Annotated in this window: 17 protein-coding genes; 7 read left to right on the forward strand and 10 right to left on the reverse strand. The window is 73.3% G+C overall.

The genetic code is table 11. The annotated features are described in order from the left end of the window. Positions 1 to 98: 98 nt before the first annotated feature. Positions 99 to 5234, forward strand: a complete 5136-nt coding sequence (locus tag ABH940_RS08100) for a hypothetical protein (protein WP_370104931.1) — start codon at positions 99 to 101, stop codon at positions 5232 to 5234. 105 nt (positions 5235 to 5339) lie between these two features. After that, complete coding sequence (locus tag ABH940_RS08105; protein ID WP_370104932.1) at positions 5340 to 6761, forward strand: ricin-type beta-trefoil lectin domain protein; 1422 nt, start codon at positions 5340 to 5342, stop codon at positions 6759 to 6761. An 81-nt stretch (positions 6762 to 6842) separates the two neighbouring features. Here ABH940_RS08105 and ABH940_RS08110 read toward each other — a convergent pair whose 3' ends face one another. The 3 genes from ABH940_RS08110 to ABH940_RS08120 all read right to left on the reverse strand — a co-directional run bounded on the left by ABH940_RS08110 (position 6843) and on the right by ABH940_RS08120 (position 10529). Continuing rightward, positions 6843 to 8945, reverse strand: a complete 2103-nt coding sequence (locus tag ABH940_RS08110; protein WP_370064066.1) for an ATP-binding protein — start codon at positions 8943 to 8945, stop codon at positions 6843 to 6845. Further along, complete coding sequence (locus ABH940_RS08115; protein ID WP_370064068.1) at positions 8942 to 9673, reverse strand: DUF4255 domain-containing protein; 732 nt, start codon at positions 9671 to 9673, stop codon at positions 8942 to 8944. Before ABH940_RS08115 ends, ABH940_RS08110 begins: the two co-directional genes overlap by 4 nt. 208 nt (positions 9674 to 9881) lie before the next feature. Further along, positions 9882 to 10529, reverse strand: coding sequence for a DNA-binding response regulator (locus ABH940_RS08120; RefSeq protein WP_370064069.1), 648 nt, complete (start codon positions 10527 to 10529; stop codon positions 9882 to 9884). A 267-nt stretch (positions 10530 to 10796) separates the two neighbouring features. Here ABH940_RS08120 and ABH940_RS08125 point away from each other — a divergent pair, with 267 nt between their 5' ends. After that, on the forward strand, positions 10797 to 13799 hold the full coding sequence (locus tag ABH940_RS08125; protein WP_370064423.1) for an AAA family ATPase: 3003 nt from the start codon (positions 10797 to 10799) through the stop codon (positions 13797 to 13799). A gap of 84 nt (positions 13800 to 13883) precedes the next feature. Continuing rightward, on the forward strand, positions 13884 to 14414 hold the full coding sequence (locus tag ABH940_RS08130) for a hypothetical protein (RefSeq protein WP_370064071.1): 531 nt from the start codon (positions 13884 to 13886) through the stop codon (positions 14412 to 14414). A 20-nt stretch (positions 14415 to 14434) separates the two neighbouring features. Here the strand turns inward: ABH940_RS08130 and ABH940_RS08135 are convergent, their stop codons facing one another. The 4 genes from ABH940_RS08135 to ABH940_RS08150 all read right to left on the reverse strand — a co-directional run bounded on the left by ABH940_RS08135 (position 14435) and on the right by ABH940_RS08150 (position 16555). Next, positions 14435 to 14689 (reverse strand): hypothetical protein, encoded by a 255-nt coding sequence (locus tag ABH940_RS08135; protein ID WP_370064073.1) that lies wholly within the window; start codon positions 14687 to 14689, stop codon positions 14435 to 14437. Beyond that, on the reverse strand, positions 14686 to 14874 hold the full coding sequence (locus ABH940_RS08140) for a hypothetical protein (RefSeq protein ID WP_370064075.1): 189 nt from the start codon (positions 14872 to 14874) through the stop codon (positions 14686 to 14688). The genes ABH940_RS08135 and ABH940_RS08140 overlap by 4 nt, the downstream gene beginning before the upstream one ends. Before the next feature lie 299 nt (positions 14875 to 15173). Next, a complete protein-coding gene (locus ABH940_RS08145) occupies positions 15174 to 16019 on the reverse strand; it encodes a helix-turn-helix domain-containing protein (protein ID WP_370064425.1) in 846 nt (281 codons plus the stop codon). Between the two features lie 2 nt (positions 16020 to 16021). Then, positions 16022 to 16555: a DUF6879 family protein gene (locus ABH940_RS08150; RefSeq protein ID WP_370064077.1), complete on the reverse strand. Its 534-nt coding sequence runs from the start codon at positions 16553 to 16555 to the stop codon at positions 16022 to 16024. Positions 16556 to 16958: 403 nt separating this feature from the next. On the opposite strand from ABH940_RS08150, the gene ABH940_RS08155 reads away from it, so the two are divergent. Beyond that, positions 16959 to 17747 (forward strand): class I SAM-dependent methyltransferase, encoded by a 789-nt coding sequence (locus tag ABH940_RS08155; protein ID WP_370064079.1) that lies wholly within the window; start codon positions 16959 to 16961, stop codon positions 17745 to 17747. A gap of 9 nt (positions 17748 to 17756) precedes the next feature. Here ABH940_RS08155 and hrpB read toward each other — a convergent pair whose 3' ends face one another. The 3 genes from hrpB to ABH940_RS08170 form a co-directional block, all read right to left on the reverse strand. Further along, entirely contained in the window at positions 17757 to 20420 is a 2664-nt protein-coding gene (hrpB, locus tag ABH940_RS08160) for an ATP-dependent helicase HrpB (RefSeq protein WP_370104933.1), read from the reverse strand. A 108-nt stretch (positions 20421 to 20528) separates the two neighbouring features. Further along, positions 20529 to 21704: a hypothetical protein gene (locus tag ABH940_RS08165; protein WP_370064083.1), complete on the reverse strand. Its 1176-nt coding sequence runs from the start codon at positions 21702 to 21704 to the stop codon at positions 20529 to 20531. 17 nt (positions 21705 to 21721) lie between these two features. After that, positions 21722 to 21898 carry a hypothetical protein gene (locus ABH940_RS08170; protein WP_370064085.1) on the reverse strand — a complete coding sequence of 59 codons (177 nt, stop codon included), beginning with the start codon at positions 21896 to 21898 and terminating at the stop codon, positions 21722 to 21724. Positions 21899 to 22024: 126 nt separating this feature from the next. Between ABH940_RS08170 and ABH940_RS08175 the strand changes: the two genes are divergently transcribed. Together ABH940_RS08175 and ABH940_RS08180 are read left to right on the forward strand one after the other, a co-directional pair. Beyond that, on the forward strand, positions 22025 to 22597 hold the full coding sequence (locus ABH940_RS08175) for a TetR/AcrR family transcriptional regulator (protein WP_370064087.1): 573 nt from the start codon (positions 22025 to 22027) through the stop codon (positions 22595 to 22597). Then, complete coding sequence (locus ABH940_RS08180; RefSeq protein WP_370064089.1) at positions 22594 to 23205, forward strand: dihydrofolate reductase family protein; 612 nt, start codon at positions 22594 to 22596, stop codon at positions 23203 to 23205. The genes ABH940_RS08175 and ABH940_RS08180 overlap by 4 nt, the downstream gene beginning before the upstream one ends. The last annotated feature ends 3 nt before the right edge of the window (positions 23206 to 23208 follow it).

The raw sequence follows: 23208 nt of genomic DNA on the forward strand, positions 1-23208 counted from the left end.
GTCGTTTGGTTACGCTCCCGGCGATCCGACGACGCCGTCCGGCGGGTGAGCCCCTCAGGCCGGCTCATGGCAGACCGACTCATGGCAGAGGTGCCCACATGATGCGTACGCCGGGGCAGGAGACCGCAGCGGGCGGCCGGTCGAGCGGCCGGACGGACGACGCCGCCCTGCAGCGCCCCGCCCGCGCTCTGCGGCCCACCGCCGAGCCGACGGGCGAACAGCGGGCGATGCTGGAACTTCAGCAGTTAGCCGGCAACGCGGCCGCGGCCCGCGTCCGCCTGGGCCGCGGGGCCGCCGCCGCGGCTCCGGCTCCGGCTCCGGCTCCGCAGGACGCCGTCCCGGCTCCGGCCGTCCCGGCTCCGGCGACGCAGGACGCCGCCGCGCCCGCGCTGACCCTGCCCCCGTACCTGCTCAACCTTCAGGCGGCGGGGCTCTCCACCGCCTACGCGCTGGCGGGGCACCAGGGCCTGGGCGACCAGATGCGCGAACTGGTCGGTGGCAGCGAAGACATCGCCGCGATCACCGGGGACCTCGCCGGGCGTCCGGAGACCTTCTACGGTCGCGGACGCACCTTCACCGTCAAGGGCGGCAGGGGCCGGTTCGACGTCACCTTGCGGATCTCCCGCGCCCCGGCCGATCGGCGCCCGCTCTTCCCGCCCCTGGGCTCCCCGAAGACCGGAGCGGTGGCCGCCGGCGACAAGACCAAGATGGACGCCCAGCACAACACGCAGGGCACGGTGAGCAGCACCACAGCGGGCACCTCGCAGTACGGCGGCACCGTCTCGGGCACGGGGCTAGCACCCACGCCGGTGCCCGGTCTGCACGCCGGTGTCGCGTTCACGGTCGGCGCCAGCGCCGGCTCCGCCGCGGAGACCCGCACCACCAGGACCGCGGCCGAACCCCGGGTGCTGCGCAGCGACGGCGGATCGGTGGAGGTCCAGCGGCAGATCCGCTACGAGCTGCGCGTCCAGCGCATCGACGGGGTCACCGGCGCGGCGCCGGTGACCCGCTGGCGCGGCGGCACACTGACCATGCGGCTCCCGTTCGAGCACCTCGTCCCGGTGGGCACCGCCGCCCCGACGGCGCTGACCCGGGTGGACCCGGCGGCGGCGCGGGGGGTGCGGCTCGCCGACTCCATGGCCCCGCTGGCCGTCACCGACACCGGCGCCACCCACGCGGGCGGCCGCGGCCTCTTCGACACCGTCGGCTCCGTCCTGCACCCCTCCCTGACGGCCCCCGGCGCCCCCGGCCGCGCCCGCCTCCTCGAAGCCACCCACGCCACCAGCGTCTTGGAGGACCTGCCTCGGCTGCTCAGCGGCTGGATCTCCGGCGAGGACCTGACCGACAGGGGCGGCCGGGCCAGGGGTTCCTACCGGATGCGCGGCGAGATCACCGCCATGGCCCCCGCCTGGAGCTCCGGCAAGACCCAGCTGCGCACCCACCAGGTCGCCCAGCACGGCACGACCAGCACCGCCGGTACCGGCTTCGGCGGCACCCTGGGCGTGGGACCGGCGTTCGGCGCCGGCACCCTCGGCACGGGGCCCCGGGCCCGCATCGGACTGCTGCCCGTGGTGGATGCCAGGTCGCTGCGCCTCACCTCCACCGATCAGACGGTGAACACCCGTCAGGGTGCCGAGGTGCAGGGCGAGAAGGCGCTCTACCGCACGACGGTGCGGCTCACCGTGCAGGGCACCGGCCCGCTCAGCCCCGCGCAGCGCAGATCCGGCGCGGCCCGCACCGCCTCGCACGACATCGACGTGCTGCTGAGCCTGCGGGCCGACGAGGCCGCCGCGCTCGGCCTGCCACTGCCCGCCGGGGTGACGGCCAAGCAGATGTTCGAACGCCCCCGGGAGATGGGCCCGGACGGCGAGCGGGAGGTCGAACGGCACCTGCCGTTCGGGGCCATGGGATCGAGCACGGCCCTCAGTCAGCTGGACACCGGGCCACTGCTCGCCGGCGTGGAACGGCTCTTCGCCACCGACCCCCGACTGGCCGGCTACCTGCCGGACTTCGGGGCGAACGGGGGCGGGGCCGACGGGGGCGGGGCGGCGCGGCGGAAGGAGCCCGGCACCGAGGAGGCCGAGCGACAGCGGGCCAACCACCGGGAGCTGCTGACCGTGCTCTCCGAGACCAACCTGCGGGCCAACAAGGACCAGTTGCTCTCCAGCGGCGTCCGGGTCCGGCTGCGCCGCAAGACCGCGCTCCACTCGCACGACGTGCAGATCCGCGTGGTCGGCGCGCTCACCGGGATCAACTACCTGGGTGACACCGACAACTGGCTGGTACGCAGCAGCGCAGGCGTCACCAGCAGCGCCCAGAGCGGCCGGGCCAGCTCCCGCTCGGCCGGGCTGCGCGGGCTCTTCCAGCTCCGCATCCTCCCCGGCGCACTCTCCTTCTCGGTCACCGGCGACGGGGTGCTGCAGAGCACCCGGCGCAACCAGGCCGGTCCGACCACCCGTACCGACTCGCTCAACAACGGCGACAAGAAGACCAGCGCCTTCGCCGCCAGGCTGACGTTCGGACTGGACGTCACCATGACGAACCGCCAACGCACCGCCGGACGGGCCGTCACCCCCGGCTCCCCGGGCCGCGACGAGCCCGAGGTCGAGCAGATCGCCTCCTCCGTCGGAGGGCTCTCCGACCACGAGGCGCTGCGCCTGACCGACCAGGACGTCCGGCTGACCACCCCCACCGGGTTCACCCTGGACGCCGACCAGAAGCGGCAGCTGGACTTCGGCACCGGGCTGCGGCTCGCGCGGCGCGACCGTGCCGTGCCGGTCGCCGGCATCAACGAGCTGTCCGCCGCCGGGTGGCCCGGCGGCGGGCGGGCCGTCCGGGACTGGGTCTTCGTGGAGACCCTGGGCGGCGGGGAGCAGATCCGGGAGCTGGCCCTCCAACTGCTCGGTGAGGCCGCCGGCCGCAACCGGCAGGGCCGGGAGGACCGCGCGCTGGGGGCGGAGGGCCTGGCGCCGCGCTCCGCGATCGAGGACCGCTTCAGCCCGCAGGCCGTCACCGCCGCCCTACGGCAGGGCGTCAGCTCCAGCTGGGTGGTGAAGAACCTGCGCTATCCCCGGCGGCTGGCCGCGCTCAACGGCGCGGTCGGCACCCGCTTCGCCCTCACGTCACCGAGGGTCGTCCACAAGGCCAAGGGGCCGGGTACGGAGAACCTGATTCTCGGCGGGCACCAGGTAGCCGGTCAGCAGGGTGGCGGCGTCACCTGGGGCATCCGGGGCAACGTCACCGGGATGGAGAACGGCGCCAGCTGGCGGATGGGTGAGTCGGTGGGCGGCGGGCGCTCCTCGGCCCACGGCAGCTCCCACGGCCTCACCCTGGCCGGCACGGTCGAGCGCAACGCCCACACCGCGAAGGGCACCGAGCACTACCTGGTCCAGTGCGACCTGTCGGTGCTGATGGCCGCCGAGGCCACCTCCGGCCTCGGCGGCCCCTCGGTGGCGGCGGGCGAGCGCACCCTCCCCGGTGCCGCCGCCGTCTGGCTCACCAAGGAGCAGCTGCGGGCTGCCGGCCTGCACGACCCGTACGAGCCGCCTGCCCCGGCGGCCGCAGCAGCCGCTGAGGCCGCCCCTGCCGCCGCGACGCCCGCTGTGGACCCGGTCGCCGCGCTCCCCCGGCTGCGCCAGGAGCTACCACTGGGCTTCGGCATGATCGAGGAACTGCCCGACTTCGTCCCGCTACTGGGGCGGCTGCGCGAGCGGGTGCACCGCCAGGACCCGGGCCTCGCCGACGAGCTCTTCCCGCAGCACCAGCTCTCCGACGGCAACGACAACATCCAGCGGCTGCTGCGCGTACTGGACCGGGACGGCTCGACGGGCCTGCTCGCCGGCGCCATGGACGGCGGCGTGCCCGTCGAGCTCTTCCGCGGCCGCCGCACCCCGTACCGAGCCCTGTTCCGCGTCCAGCGCACCGGACCGGGCACCCCCCTCGACGTCGCCGGCGACAACCGGACCATGGAGTACATCACCTCGGCGGTCGCCCAGAACGCGGACGCCGCCGACCGGAGCACCGCCTGGGGTGCGGACTTCGCCTTCGCGGGCGCCGGCAAACCGCACGGCGGCAACGTCAGGAGCGCCGCCGGTGCCGGATCCACGGGAGCCACCACGACCAGCGGAAACCGGCGAGCCACCGTGGGCCGCGCGCAACTCGGCGTCAAGACGGTCGCCGAGGGGTCCGCTCCCTCGGTCCGGATGCGGGTGCCGATCCAGGCCACCCTCGAACTGCACGCGCCCTCGGGCCGGGTGGCCGCCGTGCCGTTGGCCGGTCAGCTGGTCCACCGCATCCTCCAGTTCGACCTGGCGGCCCTCGACCGGCTGGCGCCCGTCCGGCACGGCGCGCCGGGGCATGCCCTGCGGCGCGACACCGGCGGCGGCGACGAGCGCCAGCTGGCGGCCTGGCGCTCCACCGGGGCGCGGCTGCCCCTGGAGGCGCAGGTCAACGGGTTCCGGGGGGCCGAGCAACTGCGCGACGCCATCGGCGAGGCGATCGGTGCGGCCGGAGGGAGCGAACAGTTCGGTGTCGGCAGGGCGGGCAGCGCGGCCGGCTACGTCCAGCGGGAGGCGGTCTCCACCGAGTGGCTGATCTCGGCCCTGCCGCTGCTCGCCCACGCGGGCGTCAACCTGCCGGTCAACCACGCCCCGGGACTTGAGGGGCAGGACCTGAGCTGTGCACTGCACGCCCGGCTGCGGGAGGGGAAGATCCTGGGCAAGGGAGACAAGAAGGCGGAGGTCATGGCCTTCGAGGCGGTCGCCCAGAGCGCCCTGGACGGGATGCGGCCGTCCGCCGTCGACAGCCAGGCGGCCGCGGATCACCGCCGGGCGGTGCGTGGGGGCGGGGGCCTGGGGCTGCTGAACGACAACGAGTTCCGGCTCAACGAGGTGACGGGCTCAGCCGCGTTCGCAGGCGGAGGCCTGGACACGGCCGCGAACGCCTCCGGCTCGATGCCGCTGCACAAGCCCAAGTACGCGCCCGTGCTGGTCCAGTTCGACGTGCAGTTCCGGATCGCCGTCCGCGTCGCCCACCGTCACACCGCGCGGATCCGCTCCAGTCAGGCGCACACCGCCGTGCGCGACCTCACGCTCACCACGCCCGTCGTCGTCCGACTGCCCGAACCCGAGGCCCTGAAGCTGTTGGCCGTACAGGGCGCCGGGGGAATCACCGACCCGCACGGCGTCTTCGCCCCCGCGGCACCGGCGGCCCCGGCGGCGAACGAGGACGCCTGAGCCCGGCCCAGGCGGCCAAGGGGGCAGCCCGACAGGCACTTTGGGGCGCCAACCCTGCCCCGGGGCTTGCTGACCCGGCGCCCACTGCCTCGGTAGGCTCCCAAGGTGAGCCTATGGACTTCCCTGGAGCCCGCGTCCACGACGGTCGACGCGGGTAGCACCGCCACCGTACGCCTGCGGATCCGCAACACCGGCGACATCGTCGACGAGTACCGCTTCACCGTCGTCGGCGACTTGGCGCCCTACATCACCGTCGAACCACCCACCCTCCGGCTCTACCCGGGCACCACGGGGACGGTCGAGCTCACGGTCGCACCACCCCGCACCCCCGACGCCGCCGCCGGGCCGCACCCCTACGCCGTGCAGGTCACCCCAACCGAGCACCCCGAGGCGACGACGGTCCCCGAGGGCAACATCACAGTCACGCCGTTCATGGAGGTGCGGGCCGAACTCGTCCCGCACACCGTCAAGGGGCGCTTCCGGGGACGGCCCAAGCTGGCCGTCGACAACCTCGGCAACACCACCCTGACCGCCTCCGTGACGGGCGACGACAACGGCGACCAGATCGGCTACGAGGTCGTCCCGGCCAACGTCCAGATCGAGCCGGGCCGGGCTGCCTTCCTCAACGCGAGGCTGAAGCCCCGTCAGATCATCTGGATCGGGCACAAGCAGAACCGGCCGTACCGGCTGGTCGTGCGCCGCTCGGGCGTCAACCCGCTGAACGTGGACGGGACCTACGTCCAGGGCGGCTTCCTGCCGCGCTGGCTCTTCACCGTCCTCAGCCTCAGCATCGGGCTCATCATCGCCTTCGTCGCGCTCTGGATGACCAACCCGCCGGCGTTCAGCAGCGAGGCCACGCCGCTGGTCGCGCAGGCCTCCTCCAGTGAAGTGCCCACGCCCAGCCTGAGTATCGCTCCCCCGCAGTCGCAGCAGCCCGCGCCGCCCACGCCGAACGGTGGCAACCCGGCGCCGACCACCCCGGCGCAGGTCGTCCCGACCGGCAATGGTGGAGGCAACGGCGGTGGGAGTGGAGGCGGGAACGGCGGCAGCAGTGGTGGCGGCGGTGGCAACCCGGCGCCGCCGACGACGGCGGCGGCCGGCGGCGGCGCGCCCGAGCTGATCGGCCGCGGCTCCAACCGCTGCATCACGGTCACCAACGGCGTGGCTGAGGGCGGCAAGGACGGCGAGCCACTGGAGCTGTGGGACTGCAGCAACGCCGTCTGGCAGCAGTGGAAGTTCGTCGGCTTCCAAGCGCCGAACTACCAGGGAACCATCCAGTCGCTGGGCCTGTGCATGGACGTCGCCAACGCCAACTCGGCCAACGGCACCACGGTCCAGCTGGCCAACTGCAACGGCGGCCCGGCCCAGGTGTGGACCCTCAACACCACCCAGGGCGGCGACCTGGTGAGCATCATGGCCGGCAAGTGCGTGGACGCGGTGAACCAGGGCACCGGCAACGGCACCCGGCTCCAGCTCTGGACCTGCGCCGGGACCCCCAACCAGAAGTGGTTCCAGCAGAACGGCTGAGCCGTCGGCTCGGTGGACGAGGACAGCGCCTGGTGACGGATCCCTCCGTCACCAGGCGCTGTCGTCGTCAAGGCCCTGTCGTCACCAGGCGCTGCCCTCGTCCAGGACCAGACGCCCGGCCTTGCGGTACTCGCGCTGCGCGCCCGCCAACAGGTCGGCGTCGTTGACGGCCTCGCCGCGACCGGCGGCGGCGTAGGCGGCGGTGACCACGGCGCTGCGGATCGATCCTCCGGCCAGCTCGAACTCGCGGGCGCAGCGCTCCGGGTCGATGCCGGGCACGCAGGGCACCGAGGCGAGGCTGTGCCGCCACAGCGCCAGCCGCTGCACGGCGTCGGGGAACGGGAAGTCGACCACCAGGTCGAGGCGCCGGGTGAAGGCGTCGTCGATGTTGGCGCGCAGGTTCGTCGTGAGCAGAGCGATGCCGTCGAAGGACTCCAGCCGCTGGAGCAGGTAGGCGCTCTCCAGGTTGGCATAGCGGTCATGGGCGTCCTTGACCTCGGAGCGCTTGCCGAAGACGGCGTCGGCCTCGTCGAAGAGCAGCACGGCGTCGGTGCGGTCGGCCTCGGTGAAGATCCGTTCCAGGTTCTTCTCGGTCTCGCCGATGTACTTGTCGACGACCGAGGAGAGCTGCACCACGTAGAGGTCCAGGCCGAGTTCGGCGGCGACGACCTCCGCCGACAGCGTCTTGCCGGTGCCGGACTCGCCCGCGAAGAGCGCCAGCACACCCCGGCCCCGGCCGCCTCCGGCGCTGAGCCGCCAGTCGCCGAGCACCCGCTCGCGGTACCGGGAGCGCAGGGCGAGTTCGTGCAGATGGGCCAGGGGTGCCTCGGGCAGCACCAGGTCGTCCCAGGTCACCGCGGGTCGGATGCGGCGGGCGTGCTGCTCCAGGCCGGAGGCGGACTGCTGGCGGGCGGCGAGCCGCAGGTGGGCGCCGGAGAGCGGCGCGTCCTCGAAGGCGGCCAACTCCTGCGCGGCACGGGCGGCGCGGCGGATGTGCTCGCCGCCGAGCCGGTAGGGGGCGACCACGTCGGCGAGGTCGGCCAGCTCCCCGTCTGCCGCCTCGGCGACACCGAGCGCGGCGGACCACGCGTCCAGGTCGCCGGAGCGCTGCCGGGGTGCGTCGAGCACCAGCGGGTCGCGGTGGCCGTCGCACCACTGCGGGTCGTAGGGCCGGATCCCGGCTAGCAGCACCGGGACGTCGGACACGGCCAGCGCGCGTATCAGTGGCCCCGGCCGGTCGGGCAGCGGGGCCACCACGACAGCGCAGCCGCGCAGCCGGGCCTCGCGGAGCAGCACGGCGATCTCGTGGTCGGTGTCGTGGTGGCGGGCCTCGTGGTCGCGGGAGTCGCCGGCAGGGGCGACCGGAGCGGAGACGCGGGGGACGTAGTGCAGCGCCTCCACGCCGGCGGCAGCCAACGCGGCGGCGGCGCAGGCGAGCCCGTCCCCCTCGCGCCGCTCGCGCAGGTGGACCGTCAGCGGTCCGGCGGCCAGGCGCTTGCCGAGACGCTGGGTCAGCGCATCGTGCTGCAACCGGACGAGCGGCGCGGTCAGCCGCCGGACCCGGCCGTCGAGTGCGGGGTCCTGGGTGTCGTCCCCGAGCAGATGTGCGACGACCCGGTCCGGGACGCACAACGAGCGGCTGAGGAAAGGCCGTTCGGGCTCCTCCACGCGCAGCAGGCCAAGGGCGGACAGCGGCGCCGCGGGGTGGAAGCGGGCGCGCCCCTCGGCGGAGTGCGCGGGCAGACCACAGAGTTCCAGCGCGAGGCCGACGCTGGCGCGGCGGCGGCTGACGTCGTCGTTGAGGTAGCCGTAGAGCGGCTCGAAGGTGCGCTGCAGGTCGGGCGCGAGTGCGACCAGCAGCAGCTGGACATCGAGCACGGTCAGGCCGAGCCGGACGGCCAGGAGGTGCAACCGGTCGTCACCGTCCGCCGGTGGCGCGACCTGCTCGGGCTCGGCGGGCTCGTCGTGCCCCTCGGGTTGCTCGGACGGATCCGGGAGCGCCACGGGCCCGGCTGACGCCGCGTCGGCGCGCAGCAGCAAGTGGCGGACCGCGTCCGGGGAGAGGTAGAGCCCGCGCAGCGGGTCGTCGGCGGTGGGGTCGTCGGCGCTGCGGAGCGCGACCAGCCGCGCCACCCGCTCCCACAGCCAGTCCAGCCGGGCGAGCAGCGGAGCGGAAGGGTTCACTCCGACACCGCGCCCGACGGCCTGCCCGAGCCGGGCTTCCGGGTACGCGGCCCCGGCACCGCCGCCGGGCCGCTGCCGCCCTGGTCGCCGCCCTCGTGGCCGGCCCCCGCCAGATGACGCGCCGGGAAGTGGCGGTCGGGCGAGTCCTCCAGGTCGCCCTCGATGCCACGCACCCGCACGCCCAGCTCGGTGACCGGCGGCCCGGCGTCGTACTCCGGGTAGGAGAGCATCGGGACGGTGACCACGACGTCGATGGAGGGCTTGAGTTCGCCGCCGAGCGCGGACCAGATCTCGGCGGTGGAACGGGCCTCCATGTGCAGCGCGGCGACCGAGAGCGGCACGGTCAGCCCGAGCGCCGCGAGCGAACCGGCCAGCCTCTCGGGCGGCAGCAGTTCGTGCGGCAGCAGGGTGGCCAGCACCGCGGAGAGCATCCGGTGCTCGTCCTGCGGTTGCTTGGTCCAGGCGGTGACCAGGTAGGACAGCCGGAACCAGCGCGGCGGCTGCCGCCGACGGACGGTGACGCCCTGTTCGTTCCTGACCGAGACGTGGCCACGCTCGCGCCGGTGGGTGTCCTCGCGGATGTCGTAGAGGTAACAGTCGACCGTGGGGGCGTTGCGCCGGGCCGCCCAGTCGCGGGTCGGCGCCTCGAAGGCGATCTCGACGCCGCTGCCCGCCAGGGCACCTCCGGTCAGCAGTCGCTTGAGGACCTCGTCCACCTCGTGGATCACTGCCGCGCCCTCACTTGCCGTTCGTCGCCTGGTTGGTCCCGCGCACCGGTCTGACGTGCCGGTCTCGCCCGTCCCGGTCGCCACGCCCTGACGCGGGCGCACCCGACGGCCATCCTGCCGTTCCCGGGGCGTGCCCTGATAGGCGTTTCCGGAACTTTGTGGGGGCATTGTGTGATGCCCTGGAGGCCATCGGCGCGTGCCCGAACCGTCAGATGTAGCCTTCCCTCAGGGCATAGGCCACGGCATGAGCACGGTTGCGGAGTTGGAGCCGGGTCGTGAGTCCGTGCATCACGTTCTTGACGGTTCGTTCGGAGTACGAGAGCTTGCTGGCGATTTCCGCGGTGTCCAATCCCTCGGCGACCAACCGGACGACATCGACCTCGCGCGGTGCCAGACCGTGCACGGGTGTGTCGGAGGATCCGGAGGTCCCGCGCTGCATGGTGCCCACCTTGGCGATCAGGCGCCCCAGCAGATCCGCCGGAAGGTCCCCCTCACCCCGGGACGCGGCCGTCACCGCCTGGTGGAGCCGGTGCCCGGTGGCCTCCCGCCGCCACACTATGGCGCCGACCCCGCACTCGATCACCTGGAGCAGCTCGGCCTCGCGGACCGTGGTGGCCACCAGGACGGCACGGGTGCCGTCGGCACGCGTCAGCCGCCGCAGCGAGGAGAGCGTCGGTTCATCCGGCGTCTCCGCGACCAGCACCGCCACCGCGCCCGCCCGGCCGGCGACCGTCTCGACCATCTCGACGCCCGGCTGTTGGCGCAGCTGGCTGCGCACGCCCGCGAGCGAGACCGGATCATCCGCATACACCGCAACCGGGATCGTGCCGACGACGTCAGTCGATCCGGAACCCATTCGCACCACCATGACCCACCATCCTCACGATCCGGGCCTGCTGACCGAAATGACGAAGTTGCCCCAGATGACTGCAAGCGTCCGGTGAACCGGCCCACCTGCGCAATCGTGGGCGACCACGAGATGAACCACGAACACGCCGGGGACGACCACCCCGGGACGTACCACGGCAGAGGCCACGACGCGGGCCACGAGAGGCACCACGAGCAACCCCACGAGAGGCACCACCACGTCCAGGACGGCTCCCCGGCGCTCCAGGAGGATCCGATGACCCCGACCGGCAGGCAGCACCCCGGTGACGGACCCCTGAGCGAACGGGGCGACGCCCTGCGGCTGACGGCCGCGGAGGCACGGCGTGCCCGCTCCGGGTCCGGTCGGCTGGTGCTGCTGCGCGGCGCCACCGGCACCGGCCGCAGCGCGCTGCTGGAGGCGGTCGCGGCGGAAGGTGCCGCGGAGGGGATGCGGGTGCTGCGCGCCCGCTGCTCCGCCGAGCGCTCCGGCACCGAGTTCGGTGCACTACGTCACCTCCTGGCCCCGGAGTCCCACCCTGACGCAACGTTGAACTCATTCAATGACACAGCAGTTGGCGATCGCCTCTGGCAACTGCTGCGCAGCCGGGCGGCCGAGGCGCCGCTACTGCTGGCCGTCGACGACGTCCACCTCGCCGACGCCGCCTCACGGCGGTTCCTCGCCGAGGCAGCCCGGCAGTTGGACACGCTGCCGGTGCTGATCGTGGTCACCGAGCGCGGCCAGTACGACATCGCCGCGCCCGTGCCGGGGCTGGCCCACGCCCTCTCGCCGACGCTGGTCCGCGGCCACGTCCTCGGCCCGCTCGGCCGCACGGCCGCCGAGGCGATGGTCCGCACCCGTCTCGGCGGGCGCGCCACCGACGCCTGGGTGGACGACTGCCTGCGCGCGAGCGCGGGCAACCCGCTGCTGCTGCGCGCACTTCTGGACGACCTCGGCGTCGCGTTCGCGCCGGTCGCCGCCGCCTTGGACCACTCGGCTCCGGCGGGCTTCCCGCAGAGCTGCGCCGACCTCTATCCGGGGGCCTTCGCGGCAGCGGTCACCTGGTGGCTGGAGAGCGCGGGCCCGGAGACCGCCTCCGTCGCCCGTGCGCTGGCCGACGTCGTCGTCCCGGCGGCGGAAGCCGCCGGTCCGGGAGGTCCCGGCCCGCAGACTCCCGGCCCGGACCGCGCGTCGGACGACGTCGAGCTGGTCGCCGCCGTCGCCGGGGCCGACCCGTCCCGGGTGGCGGGCTGGATGACGGCCATGCTCCGGCTCGGCCTGCTGCGCGAGGAGCGGGGCCAGGTCCGGTTCGCCCATCCGCTGCTGCGCGACGCCGTGCTGGACGGCTGGCGACGCGCCGACCGGCAGGCCTCCCACCGCGACGCCGCCGCCCACCGGCAGCGCCGGGGCGACCCCGCCGAGGCCGTGGCCGCGCATCTGCTGCGCACCCCGGCCACGGGCGACGGCTGGGCCGTCGACGTCCTGCGGGACGCTGCGGCCACAGCCGCCCGCGCGGGCCGGACCACCGACGCGGTGGCGCTGCTGCGCCGGGCACTGGAGGAGCCGGTCCCCCGCGCGCGCCGCGCAGAAGTGTTGACCGAGCTGGGCTCGCTGGAGCTCGCCTCGTTGCGCGGCACCGGCATACCCCGGCTCACCGAGGCGCTGCGGCTGCGCGAGGAACCCCGGGAGCGGGTCCAGGCCACGGTCGCGCTGGGCCTCGCGATGGCCCGGCGCGGCGAGGCCCAGGCCGCCGTCGCGCTGCTCCACGAGCTGGACGCGGGCGGCTCGCTGACCGACCAGCCGGCGCTGGCCCGCACCGTCCGGCTGGCCTCGGCGCTCCTGTCGGACCACGACCGGGAGGTCCGCCGCGAGTTCTACGACGAGCTGCAGCAGTCCGCCGACCGGGACCCGGCGCTGTTCGGCCCGGCCGAGCGCGCGTTGCTGGTCCGCCACGAGACGACCGCTGGGCTGCTCTCGGCCGACGAGGCGATGCGGCGCGTCCGCGCCCTGCTCTCCACCGACGAGGACCCGCTGCTGATGCCGTATCTGCTGGGCACGGCCGCGGCCGTGGCGCAGTGGGCCGACGCGCTCGACGACGCCGACCGGCTGGTCCGGAACGGCCTGTCGGCGCACCGGCTGCCCCAGCTCCACCCGATGCACCACGCGCTGCTCAACACCCGCTGGGACACCATGGCCGCGCGCGGCGACCATGCCCGGATACTGGCCGAGTTCGAGCGCCGCTTCGAGCACCGTGAGGGCGCGTCGGCTCGGCCGAGCAACCTGCTGGCCCATGCCCTGGTCGCGCTCGTCGAGACCGGCCGGGTGACCGAGGCCGCCCGGCTGGCCGCCCGCATCGACGTCGAGAGCTCCCACGTCGCGGACGACACCTGGGAGTTCAACCGCTTCCTCTACGCCAGGGGCGTCGTGCACGCGGCGTCGGGCGAGTTGCAGGAGGCGGTGGACGACTTCCTGGAGTGCGGCCGACGGCAGACCTCCCGGGACGTGCTCAGCCCGGTGGTGACGCCGTGGCGCTCGGCAGCGGCCGAGTGCCTGCTGGCGCTCGGCTCGCCGCAGTCCGCGCTGCCGCTCGCCGAGGAGGAGTACCAACTGGCGGTGGTCTGGGGCACCCCGCGCGTCCTCGGGCGCGCCCTGCGTGTGCTGGGCGCGGTCAGCAACGGCCGCCGCGGCCTGGAGTTGACCGCCCGCGCGGTGGAGACGCTGCGCGGCGGCGACGCGGACGCCGAACTGGCGGCGGCGCTGGTCACCCAGGGCCGCCGGCTCACCGCCGCAGGCCAGCGGCTCCAGGCCCGCGAACTGCTCCGCGAGGCCGCCACCGTGGCCGAACGCCTGGGCTCCGCACGGCTCCTGGGCCAGGCCGAACAGGCGCTGCGCACCGGCAGTCCCCGCCTCCGGGTCACCCAGCACACCGGCGTGGACGCGCTCACCGAGAGCGAACTGCGCATCGCCCGCCTCGCCGCCGACGGCCGCACCAACGCGGAGATCTCCGCACTGCTCCACCTGGCCCGCCGCACCGTGGAGACCCACCTCACCAGCACCTACCGGAAACTGGCAATCCGCGGCCGCAACGAACTCCCGTCCGCCCTCGACTCCGCCCCACCCTCCCGCCTGGCACTCCGCGCGGTCCACCCCTCGGGCCCGGGGACGGGCGAGGAACAGGGCTCAAGACCAGCCGCCGGCGCCCAGATCCCCTACCAACGCCGCCGCGAGGCCCCGCAGGAGGTCCGGGGCGAGGCGCAGTGAAGCGCTCCGACGGCGCGAACGGCAATCCGATTCCTGCAGTTGACGCGCCGACGTACGATGCCGGTACTGCCATGAGGGGGAGCTATGGGGTGTGTGCTGGCCGCCGCCCGGGCGGCGATTGTGGTCGTCGCCACCTGGCTGGCGCTGACCGTGCTGCTGGTGCTGCTGGAATCGCTGCTGCCGGGCCCCAGCCCCCACGGCACCCCCTCGTCCACGGCCGTCATGCTGTGGCTGCTCGCGCTGCTCCTCGTGCCGCCGGTTACCTGCGTCGCGCTGCGCCGCTGGATCTCCGCCGGCCGTGCCGGGAGTGCGGATCAACCGCTCCCTCCTGCGCCGTACGCGGGAGCCGAGCAGGACGCGCCGCAGTCCGGCGGCCCCGCCTGGCACGCGACCGCGTCGCCCGCTCCGCCGTCCGACGCGCAGCGGACCATCCAGCCCCCGCGTGCCCCCGAGGACCCGGACGTCTGGGCCCTGCGACAGGCCCGTGCGGAAGCCGAACGGGCGCGTGCAGAAGCCGAGTCGAAGCGTGCGGAAGCCGAGAAGGCGCGTAAGGAGGAAGCCCGACGACGATCGGCGCGCAACCGCCGTTTCCGCCAAACGGGTCGGCGGTACTGACAAGCCGCACACGACCTCGTCTACACCCGGCACTCATCGTGACAGCGGCAGTCGCAGCCGTAGGTCCGGCCGTTGACCCACCGCACGCCGACCCGGCAGATGTGCTGGTCCTCGGGCATTCCCCCGGCCGTGCACTCGTCGAAGTAGCTCCGCTCCGGTGCCTGCCACGTCCTGACGCCCTCGGTGGGCCAGGTGAACGGCTGTCGGGTCTCCGGGTACGCCGGACGCGGCACGACGGCAGTCGGCTCGGCGGGGACCCGTCGGCTCGGGCTCATCGGATGGCTCCGAGCTTCCTGGGAGGGATCGAGAACAGCGTGGCCCGGCGTTCCAACATGTCCTCGGCCTCACTGCGGACTTCGAACGCCAACTGGTTCCCGTCCCCGTCAGCGAAGACCCGCCCGCCCTCATCCCGGGCCCGGAAGACGTCGCACCGCTCGTCGTAGAAGACCGAGGCTTTCACCGCGCACCGTCCTCGGCCCGCCGATGGCACTCGCACCCGCAGGGCACGCTGACCCAGCCAAGGGTGGAGTTCCGGTACCCCGGTGCGCGGCACTGCCGATGCAGCTCGGGCCAGCGGTCCGCGCCGACTCTGCAGGGTGGCGTCACGTAGCCGCGCGGAAGAGGGCCTGGTGGCGGAGCGCTGGTCTCCAGGGCAGGGGTGTGAGTCATCGGAAGGTCCTCGCTCTGTCTCGCGACTGCCGACGCCAAACAGAGTGCTCCCGACGGGCTCTGACAGCCCAAGAGATTTCTCAGAATTTCTCAGTGCTCGGTCTGCCAGGCGTTGATACCCCTCTCGATCAGCCTGCGGGCGTCCTCGTCGTACCGGGCCACCGGGGCCAGCAGGTCGAAGACGCGGCGGTACAGGGCTATCTCCTCGGGCAGGGCCAGGCGCAGCTCAGCGTCGAAGGTTTCGACGAGGACAAGCTGGTTGTCGCGGAGCCAGAAGCCGTGGGACGGCGTGAGCGGAAGACGGGTGTTCTGAGGGATGATCCCGATCCGCGCCGAAGGCAGGTGCAGGAGGTTGATCAGTCGTTGAAGCTGGTCGACCATCACGCTGGCAGTTGCCGCGCCGACGTGGAGCACCGGCTCCCACAGCAGGAAGTGGAACCGCTTGCCGGGCTCGTAGAGCACCTGCTGACGTTGCATCCGCAAGGCCACCGCCTCGTCGGCCGTGTCAGGGATCCCGCGCAACAGCACGGCTTCACGGAACGTGGCCGCCGCGTACTCGGGCGTCTGGAGCAGGCCCGGGACCACGCAGGTCTCCAGGATGCGCCAGACCCGCGTCTCGCGGTCGAGGTCGATCAGAGGGCGTTGCCGCAGGTGTACACCGCGGCCGAGTTGGCGTCGCCACTCGCTGTAGCGGCTGTCCATCTCCTGGCGCAGGACCAACAGCGCATCGGCGGCGTCGTCGCGCGAGCAGGCCGCGCACCAGGCGAGGATGTCCCCGACGGTCGCGGCCTGTTGGCCGAGCTCCAGCTTGCTGATCTTGCTGTGTGGCCAGCCCAGCGAGGCCGCCAGGTCCTTGCCGGTGAGACCGGCGCCCACGCGGAGCTCGCGCAGGCGGCGGCCGAGCTCCTCGCGGGCCTCACGGACGGCGCGTGGCACATTCAACTGCCCGAGTGCCCCTTCACCAGCTCGCGATAGGGCATGGCGTGCTCCCTCGCGAGAGCGACCCACTCGCGGGCCTGCGCTACGGCCGCCGAGTCGGCGTCGACGAGCTCCTTGTCGAGCGGCCGACCGCTCTTGTCGAAGTCCATCCGGAGGAGCACCTGTTCGTCGAAGAGCCAGAAGTCACCCAGGGGCAGGCCCAGTTCCTCGGCTCGGCGATAGGTGAGGTAGCGGATGTCCTCACCGTCCTCGTCGTTGAACCGGTTACAGGCGATGAGGAAGCGCTGGTAGTCGCCTGGCGGCTCACTGATGAGTCGAACCCGGGCAACCAGGCGACCCGTGTCGCGAGCCGTGCGCATCTGTCGGCGCCAGCGGCGGTCCGGCCCCTCGTCCTCGACGCGGCCAGTGGCCAGGAACTGGGCGGACTCCTCCCGCCCGGCGTCGACGAGGTACGACGGTTGGGTTTCCAACCGCATCGCCGTCCCTTCGAAGGTGTCGAAGAGGTCGAGCCAAGAGGCGTCCGTGATGCGCACCGGCGGCTACTCCTTCGGAATGTGCTTCCACAGCTCACGGGGGATCTCGACCAGCGTCTCATCAGGGTCGAGGAACCGGACGTCATACCAAGCCCGATCACCGTCCACGACCTTCTTGCCCTGGAAGGCCTCGGTCCCCCGGTCCGTCTCGTAGACGCTGGGGCAGTTGCCGTCCTTGCTGTCACTCCCGACGAACTTAGCCCCGCAACAGCCTCCAGCAGTTGGGGATTTCTCGAAGTTTCCTGCTTGGCGGGTCCCATGAGGCAGGCGGAAACCAGCCAAACCAGCAGCGCTCTGGTGAGCTCAGCGGATCTGCAGCCGTAGGGACCCAAGGAAGGCAGGGCGAGCAGGGCGCGCGTGGCGAGACAGGAACCGATCGGGTACGACACACGTCTCCCGCACCATGACTTCTGACGCGCTGCAGGGCCGTTCGGCCCCCACCGGGCCCACCTCGCCGTCCGCCGTGACCGTGCATCCGCCGAAGGTCAACGACTACGACACCTTCGCCGAGGCGTACACGGCCGAGAACGAGACCAACCTCGTCAACGCCCACTACGAGCGACCCGCGATGCTGGACCTCGCTGGAGACGTCGGCGGGCGGCGGATCCTCGACGCAGGCTGCGGATCCGGGCCGCTGTTCGCGGCGCTGCGTGATCGTGGCGCCGTCGTGAGCGGCTTCGACGCGAGTAGCGGGATGGTGGAGCTGGCCCGGCGTCGGCTCGGCGACGGTGCGGACCTGCTGGTGGCCGACCTGGGCAGCCCTCTGCCGTACCCCGACGACACGTTCGACGATGTCGTCGCGTCCCTGGTGCTGCACTACCTGAAGGACTGGGGGCCCGCGCTGGCCGAGCTGCGGCGCGTGCTCAAGCCCGGTGGTCGGCTGATCGTGTCCGTCGAGCATCCCTTCGCGATCCATCTCATGCACCGCGAGGCCGGCCGCGCGGCCGAGTACACGTACTTCGACACCACCTACTGGACCGACGAGTGGACCATGGACGGAAGGACGGCCCCGATGAGCCGCTGGCACCGACCGCTGCACGCGATGGCCGACGCCTTCACCTCAGCAGGCTTCCGGATCACGGCCATCAGCGAACCGGAGCCCGACGCAGCAGCCCGGGAGCTGTTCCCCGAGGTCATCGCGGCCAAGCCGCGCTTCCTGTGCTTCCTGTTCTTCGTGCTCCAGGCCGACTGACCGACCGAACTACCGACGCGGGTTCGCCCGACGCGTCGGCTCGGCCGTGGTGGGGTCCTCCGGCCAAGGGTGGCGAGGGTAGCGGCCGCGAAGGTCGGCGCGGACGGCGCGGTAGCCGTCGCGCCAGAAGGAGGCCAGGTCGGCCGTGACGGCGGCCGGGCGGCCCGCCGGGGAGAGCAGATGGATCGTCAGCGGGACGCGCCCGTCGGCGAGACGGGGGGCATCCTGCCAGCCGAACAGCTCCTGCAGCTTGACCGCGAGCACGGGCTGGTCGGCGGAGTAGTCGACGCGGATCCGGGAGCCGGTGGGGACGGTGATCCGCTCGGGAGCCAGCTCGTCGAGGCGGCCGGCTTCGCCGGAGGCCCACGGCAGCAGCCGTGTCAACGCCGTTGCCGTGGGGATGCGTTCCAGGTCGGCGCGGCGGCGGGCCCGGGAGAGTTCGGGCTCCAGCCAGTCCTCGGCCCGTTCCAGCAGGGCGCGGCCGTCGACCTCCGGCCAGGGGTCGCCGATCACGCGGCGCAGGAAGGCGATGCGCTGCCGCAGGCCGACGCCCTCCGCCGACCAGGTCAGCAGTTCGTCGACACCCTCGACGGCGAGTCCCTCCAGCAGGGCGGCCCGCAACAGCGCCCGGTCCGGTGCGGCCAGCGGCTCGGTGGCGAGCTCGACCGCGCCGAGGGCCTCGACGCGGCGGGCGGCGACGTCTCCGCGCCTCGATCCCGGCGGCACCGCCCAGCGGACTTCCTCACGGTCCGTCAGCAGCGGTGCCGCGCAACGTCGGGCCGTGGCCTCGTCCGTGACGGCCGCCAACTGCACCCGGGCCGACGGCGACCCGGCCGGACGATCGGCGACGGCCACCGCGATCCACTCCGCACCGGACAGTGCGGAGCCGGCGCCCGTCGAGGCGGCAGTGCCCGAGGCCATCAGATAGGTTGCCGCGGACCCCGGTTCGGGCTTCTGCCGGGACCCCAGGGCGCGCGCCCGGGCGATGCGCTCGGGGAAGGCCAGCCCGGCGATCAACCCGGCCGCCTCGGCGTCGCCGACCCGCGGCGCCGCATCCCTGCGGTCCGCAGCGTCGGCGTCCGGGTGCCGGCGCAGCCGTCGGACCTCCTCACGCCAGCGCGCCGCGTAGGGGTCCTTCGCCGTGCGCACCGTGCGGCGGACCGCGGCGAGGTCGTCGCCCAGCGCCCGCGGCGGCTCCTCGGAGAGCAGCGCCACCAACTCGGCCGCCTGGCGCTCACCGACCAGCGGCGCGCCGTCCAGCAACGCCCGGCCGAGCCGGGGGTGGAGCCCGGTGCGGGCGATGCGGACACCTCGCCCGGTGGCGCGGCCGTCGGCGTCGACCGCGCCCAGCGCGGTGAGCGTGGCACGCGCGGCCGCCATCGCACCGGCGGGCGGCGCGTCGGGCAGGGCGAGGCCGCGGGCGCCGGGCGCTCCCCAGCAACTGGCCTGCAAGGCAAAGGAGGTGAGGTCGGCCTGCATGATCTCGGGCGTGGGCAGCGCCCTGGCCAGCGCGTCCTCCGCCTCCGCCCAGCAGCGGTAGACGGCGCCGGGCGCTTCCCGGCCCGCGCGACCGGCGCGCTGCCGTCCGGTCGCCAGCGAGGACCGCACGGTCACCAGTCCGGCCAGCCCCCGGGCGTGATCGGTACGCGGCTCGCGGGCCAGCCCGCAGTCCACGACGCTGCGCACCCCCGGCACGGTCAACGAGGACTCGGCGACGGACGTGGAGAGCACGACCCTGCGGCGGGAGCCCGGGGCGAGAGCGGCGTCCTGCACGGCGCGGTCGGCCCGACCGTGCAGTTGCAGGACGTCCACAGTGTCACGCAGACCGCCGCTCAGCAGGCCGCTCAGGAGACCGGCCACCCTGGCGATCTCGCCCGCGCCAGGCAGGAAGCAGAGCACGTCGCCGTCCCGCTCACGCAGCGCGCGCAGCACGGTCGCCGCGACGTGCTCCAGCAGGGCGGGGTCCGTGCGCAAGCCCTGCGGCGGCCGGACCGGACGGGGCGGCGGCGCCCAGACCACGTCCACCGGATGCGGGGTCCCGTGCGCCTCGACGACGGGCGCGGGCCCGTCCGCGTCACTGTCCCCGTCGCCTTCACTGCCCCCGCCGCCTTCACTACCCCCGTCGCCGAGCAGCCGGGCCCACGCGGCGGTGTCGGAGGTCGCCGAGGCGCAGACCACCTGCAGTTCGGGACGCAGCGCGGCCCGCACGTCCAGCAGGAAGGCCAAGGCGGTGTCCGCGTCGAGGTGCCGCTCATGGCACTCGTCCAGCATGACGAGGTCCACTCCGGCGAGTTCCTGGTCGCGCTGGAGTCGTTGCAGCAGCACCCCGGTGGTGACCACCTCGACCACGGTGTCGGGGCCGACCCGCCGCTCGCCGCGTACCGTGAAGCCGACCCGCTCCCCGACGGGTTCACCCAGCATCCACGCCATCCGGCGTGCGGCGGCCCGCACCGCCAGTCGCCGCGGCTCGGCGACCAGCACGCGCCGCGGCGGCGCGTCGTCCCGCGCTTCGTCCCGCGCCTCGTCCAGCAGCCCGGCCAGCGCCAGCGGCACGAGCGTCGTCTTCCCCGTTCCGGGCGGCGCCTCGAGGACCGCTGCCCCGCGCGACTCCAGGGCGCGCCGGAGCGCGGGGACGGCACTGCGTACGGGGAGGTCAAGGTCGGCGAGGTTCACCCCCGCAGTCTCCCCGATCCGGGGGCGCGCAGGAGCACGCCGTCCCCCAGAAGCAGCGCCCTCGAAGCGGCGTCCCTCAGAAGCGGCGTCCCTCAGAAGCGGCATCCCTCAGAAGCGCAGGACCGCCGCGACACCGTCCGTGTCGGCCAGCGTGCCGTCGGGCACGAACAGGACGTCGCCGTCGGCGCGGATCGTGTTCTCGACCAGCTGCTCGACGATGTCGGTAGCCACGCCCAGCGAGTGCGGGGCCGGTCCGATGTCCCGTTTCGGGTTCGGCAGGGTGACCGGTTCCGGCACGGGCTCGAGCTCCAGCTCGCGACGGTCGTTCGAGATGCGCCCGGCGATCACTCGGCCCTCGTCCACGACGAGCAGCCTCACCCGCTTGTCCGCGACGGCCGTCCACACCTCCACCGGGCCGCCCGCAAACCTGCCCTGTGAGCGTGCCGTGTCCAGGGCTGCCAGCGCCCCGGTGACCTGCTGGGCGTCGAACTCGTCGAGGACCGGTGTCAACCGCTTCACCAGTTCCCGCGCCGGAACGGTCTCCATACCGGTCAGCGGGAGAGTCCCGGCGATGAGGTCTGCCAGGTCCGTCTCCTGCCGGAACATCGTGAGCATCTTGGGGCTGCCGACCAGGAAGAGCGGCGGCCTGCCCTCCTCCTTCACGGCGTCTCCCAGACGGGAGTTGACGGCCCGGAGGTACTGCTTGAGGTACGCCTCGTGATCCTCGTACGGCGCCGAGTGCGGGATCGGGCCGGGGATCGCGTCCTCGGGCGAGGGGATCTGCGGGCTGTCCGGGAAGCCGTGCTCGGTGACCTCCGTCAGTTCCCGCCACGCCCCGCGGAACAGCCGGCACAGCTTCTGGTCGAGGACCAGCACCAGGTACGGGCGCGCGCCCTGCTCCGCCGCCACGAGATACCGGGTGAGGAACGTCGTGCCGAACTCCACGCGCGGAACCACCGCCCACGGTGAGGTGAAGTGCCACACCTGAACGGGTTCGCCCGCGGCGACATAGGCCACCATGGCGTCGCCGGACCGGTCGGAGTCACGCGCGACCTCGATCACGTCGGGATCCAGCTTGTGACGGGTCAGCTCCAGCCGGTCGTCACGATCCACGTCCGGGTCGTCGGCAAGCCTGCGCTTCGCCTCGGTGAGCACGTCGCGCAGCAGAATCCGGGTGTGGTCGTCCGACGGGGCCTTCGGGTCGCTGGGCAGGACCAGCGTGATCGCCGGGTAGGGCCGCGGGCTGCGCAATGCGGCCAGCGCTTCGGGAGTCACCTCGGGCATGTGCACCACATCGCTCGTCAAGGGGCCCAGTGGCCGTCGGACTGGCGGAACTCGTGCGGTCGCTGCCGCTTCCGGTCGAGCTGTTCCTTGGACTGGCGGATCGCGTGGGCCAACTGCGTGTGGAAATACAGCAGCTTGCCCTGCCCGCGCGCGCCGAGGCCGTGGTGTCCCTTCACCGCCGTGTTCTTGCTCATGACTCTCCTCCCCTCCAGGGATACCGAATCATGCTGAGTCGATCCCTTTACGCTACGACGCCCTCCCCGCCGCTGCGACCGGGCAGGACGCTTGGCAGCGTTAGGCAACTGCGATTTACTAATGCCATGGCGCGCCCCCGTGAGCACTCGGACGACGACCTGCTGGACCGCATCGGCGCGAGCCTGGCCGACGCCTCCGGCTCCTGGACGATGGCCGAGGCCGCCCGCGCGGCCGGGGTGCACCCGGCCACCCTGGTCAAGCGGTTCGGCTCCTGGCACGGCGTGCTGGTCGCGCTCAGCAGGAGGTGGAGCGCAGCCGTCCCGGAGGCGCCGCACACCCCCCAGGACCGCCTCGGCGAGCTCCGATCCTGGGTCGACGAGGTGGCCCGGCCGCCGCAGGACCGGTCGCACCGCGTCGCCGGCGTGGCGATGCTGCTCGAAGACCTCAAGGACGACGAGCTCAGCCAACTGCTCAGCGAGGGTTGGGACCGTCAGATCGCTTATCTGACCGCGCTGGTGAGCGGCGCGCACGACGACGGCCACCTCACCCGGTCCCCTGACCCCCGAACGGCCGCCGCACTCCTGCTGGACCTGGTCAACGGCTTCTACCTCCGCGCCGCCGCCTCGGCACGCTCGTCCGCGACGCCGGACGCAGCCCCGCAGAAACTGCTCAACTCACTTCTGGAGAGCTGGACATGAGCCTGGACGCCACCGTGGACACGAGCCCGGACACGAGGCAGGACATGAGCGTGGGACGCAACTGGCGAGGACACGTGTTCATCGCCGCCAGTCTCGACGGCTTCATCGCACGCGCCGACGGCGACATCGCCTGGCTCACCGACCCTCCACAGAACCCCGACCACGCACCCGGCCACGACGGACCGAACCCGCCCCCGGACTACGAACAGCTCATGGCCACTGTCGACCACCTCGTGATGGGCCGCGGCACCTACGAGAAGATCCTGACCTTCGACAGCTGGCCCTACGCGAAACCGGTCATCGTCCTCAGCACCACCCTCCCAGCCGGGGCGGACGAGCGAATCACCGTGACGCGCGACATCGACGCGACGCTGCGACTGCTCGCCGAGCGCGACTCGCGCGGCGTCTACATCGACGGCGGCAAGGTCATCCAGAGCTTCCTCGAACGCGACCTCGTCGACGAGATCACCCTCGCCCACGCCCCCGTCCTGCTGGGCGGCGGCCTCCCGCTCTTCGGCGCCCTCACCCACGACATCCGGCTCACCCACACCGGGACCCTCACCACGGACTCCGGCATGACCAGCAGCCACTACACCGTCCGGCGCTGACGC

Source organism: Streptacidiphilus sp. BW17 (genome assembly GCF_041262485.1).
Taxonomy (GTDB): domain Bacteria; phylum Actinomycetota; class Actinomycetes; order Streptomycetales; family Streptomycetaceae; genus Streptacidiphilus.

Excerpts from the sequence above, each read along its gene's own strand:
- ABH940_RS08135 (WP_370064073.1), bottom strand. The coding sequence starts at position 14,689 with ATGAGCCCGAGCCGACGGGTCCCCGCCGAGCCGACTGCCGTCGTGCCG.
- ABH940_RS08100 (WP_370104931.1), top strand. The coding sequence starts at position 99 with ATGATGCGTACGCCGGGGCAGGAGACCGCAGCGGGCGGCCGGTCGAGC.
- ABH940_RS08175 (WP_370064087.1), top strand. The coding sequence starts at position 22,025 with ATGGCGCGCCCCCGTGAGCACTCGGACGACGACCTGCTGGACCGCATC.
- ABH940_RS08125 (WP_370064423.1), top strand. The coding sequence starts at position 10,797 with ATGACCCCGACCGGCAGGCAGCACCCCGGTGACGGACCCCTGAGCGAA.
- ABH940_RS08155 (WP_370064079.1), top strand. The coding sequence starts at position 16,959 with ATGACTTCTGACGCGCTGCAGGGCCGTTCGGCCCCCACCGGGCCCACC.
- ABH940_RS08130 (WP_370064071.1), top strand. The coding sequence starts at position 13,884 with ATGGGGTGTGTGCTGGCCGCCGCCCGGGCGGCGATTGTGGTCGTCGCC.
- ABH940_RS08120 (WP_370064069.1), bottom strand. The coding sequence starts at position 10,529 with ATGGGTTCCGGATCGACTGACGTCGTCGGCACGATCCCGGTTGCGGTG.
- ABH940_RS08180 (WP_370064089.1), top strand. The coding sequence starts at position 22,594 with ATGAGCCTGGACGCCACCGTGGACACGAGCCCGGACACGAGGCAGGAC.
- ABH940_RS08170 (WP_370064085.1), bottom strand. The coding sequence starts at position 21,898 with ATGAGCAAGAACACGGCGGTGAAGGGACACCACGGCCTCGGCGCGCGC.
- ABH940_RS08165 (WP_370064083.1), bottom strand. The coding sequence starts at position 21,704 with ATGCCCGAGGTGACTCCCGAAGCGCTGGCCGCATTGCGCAGCCCGCGG.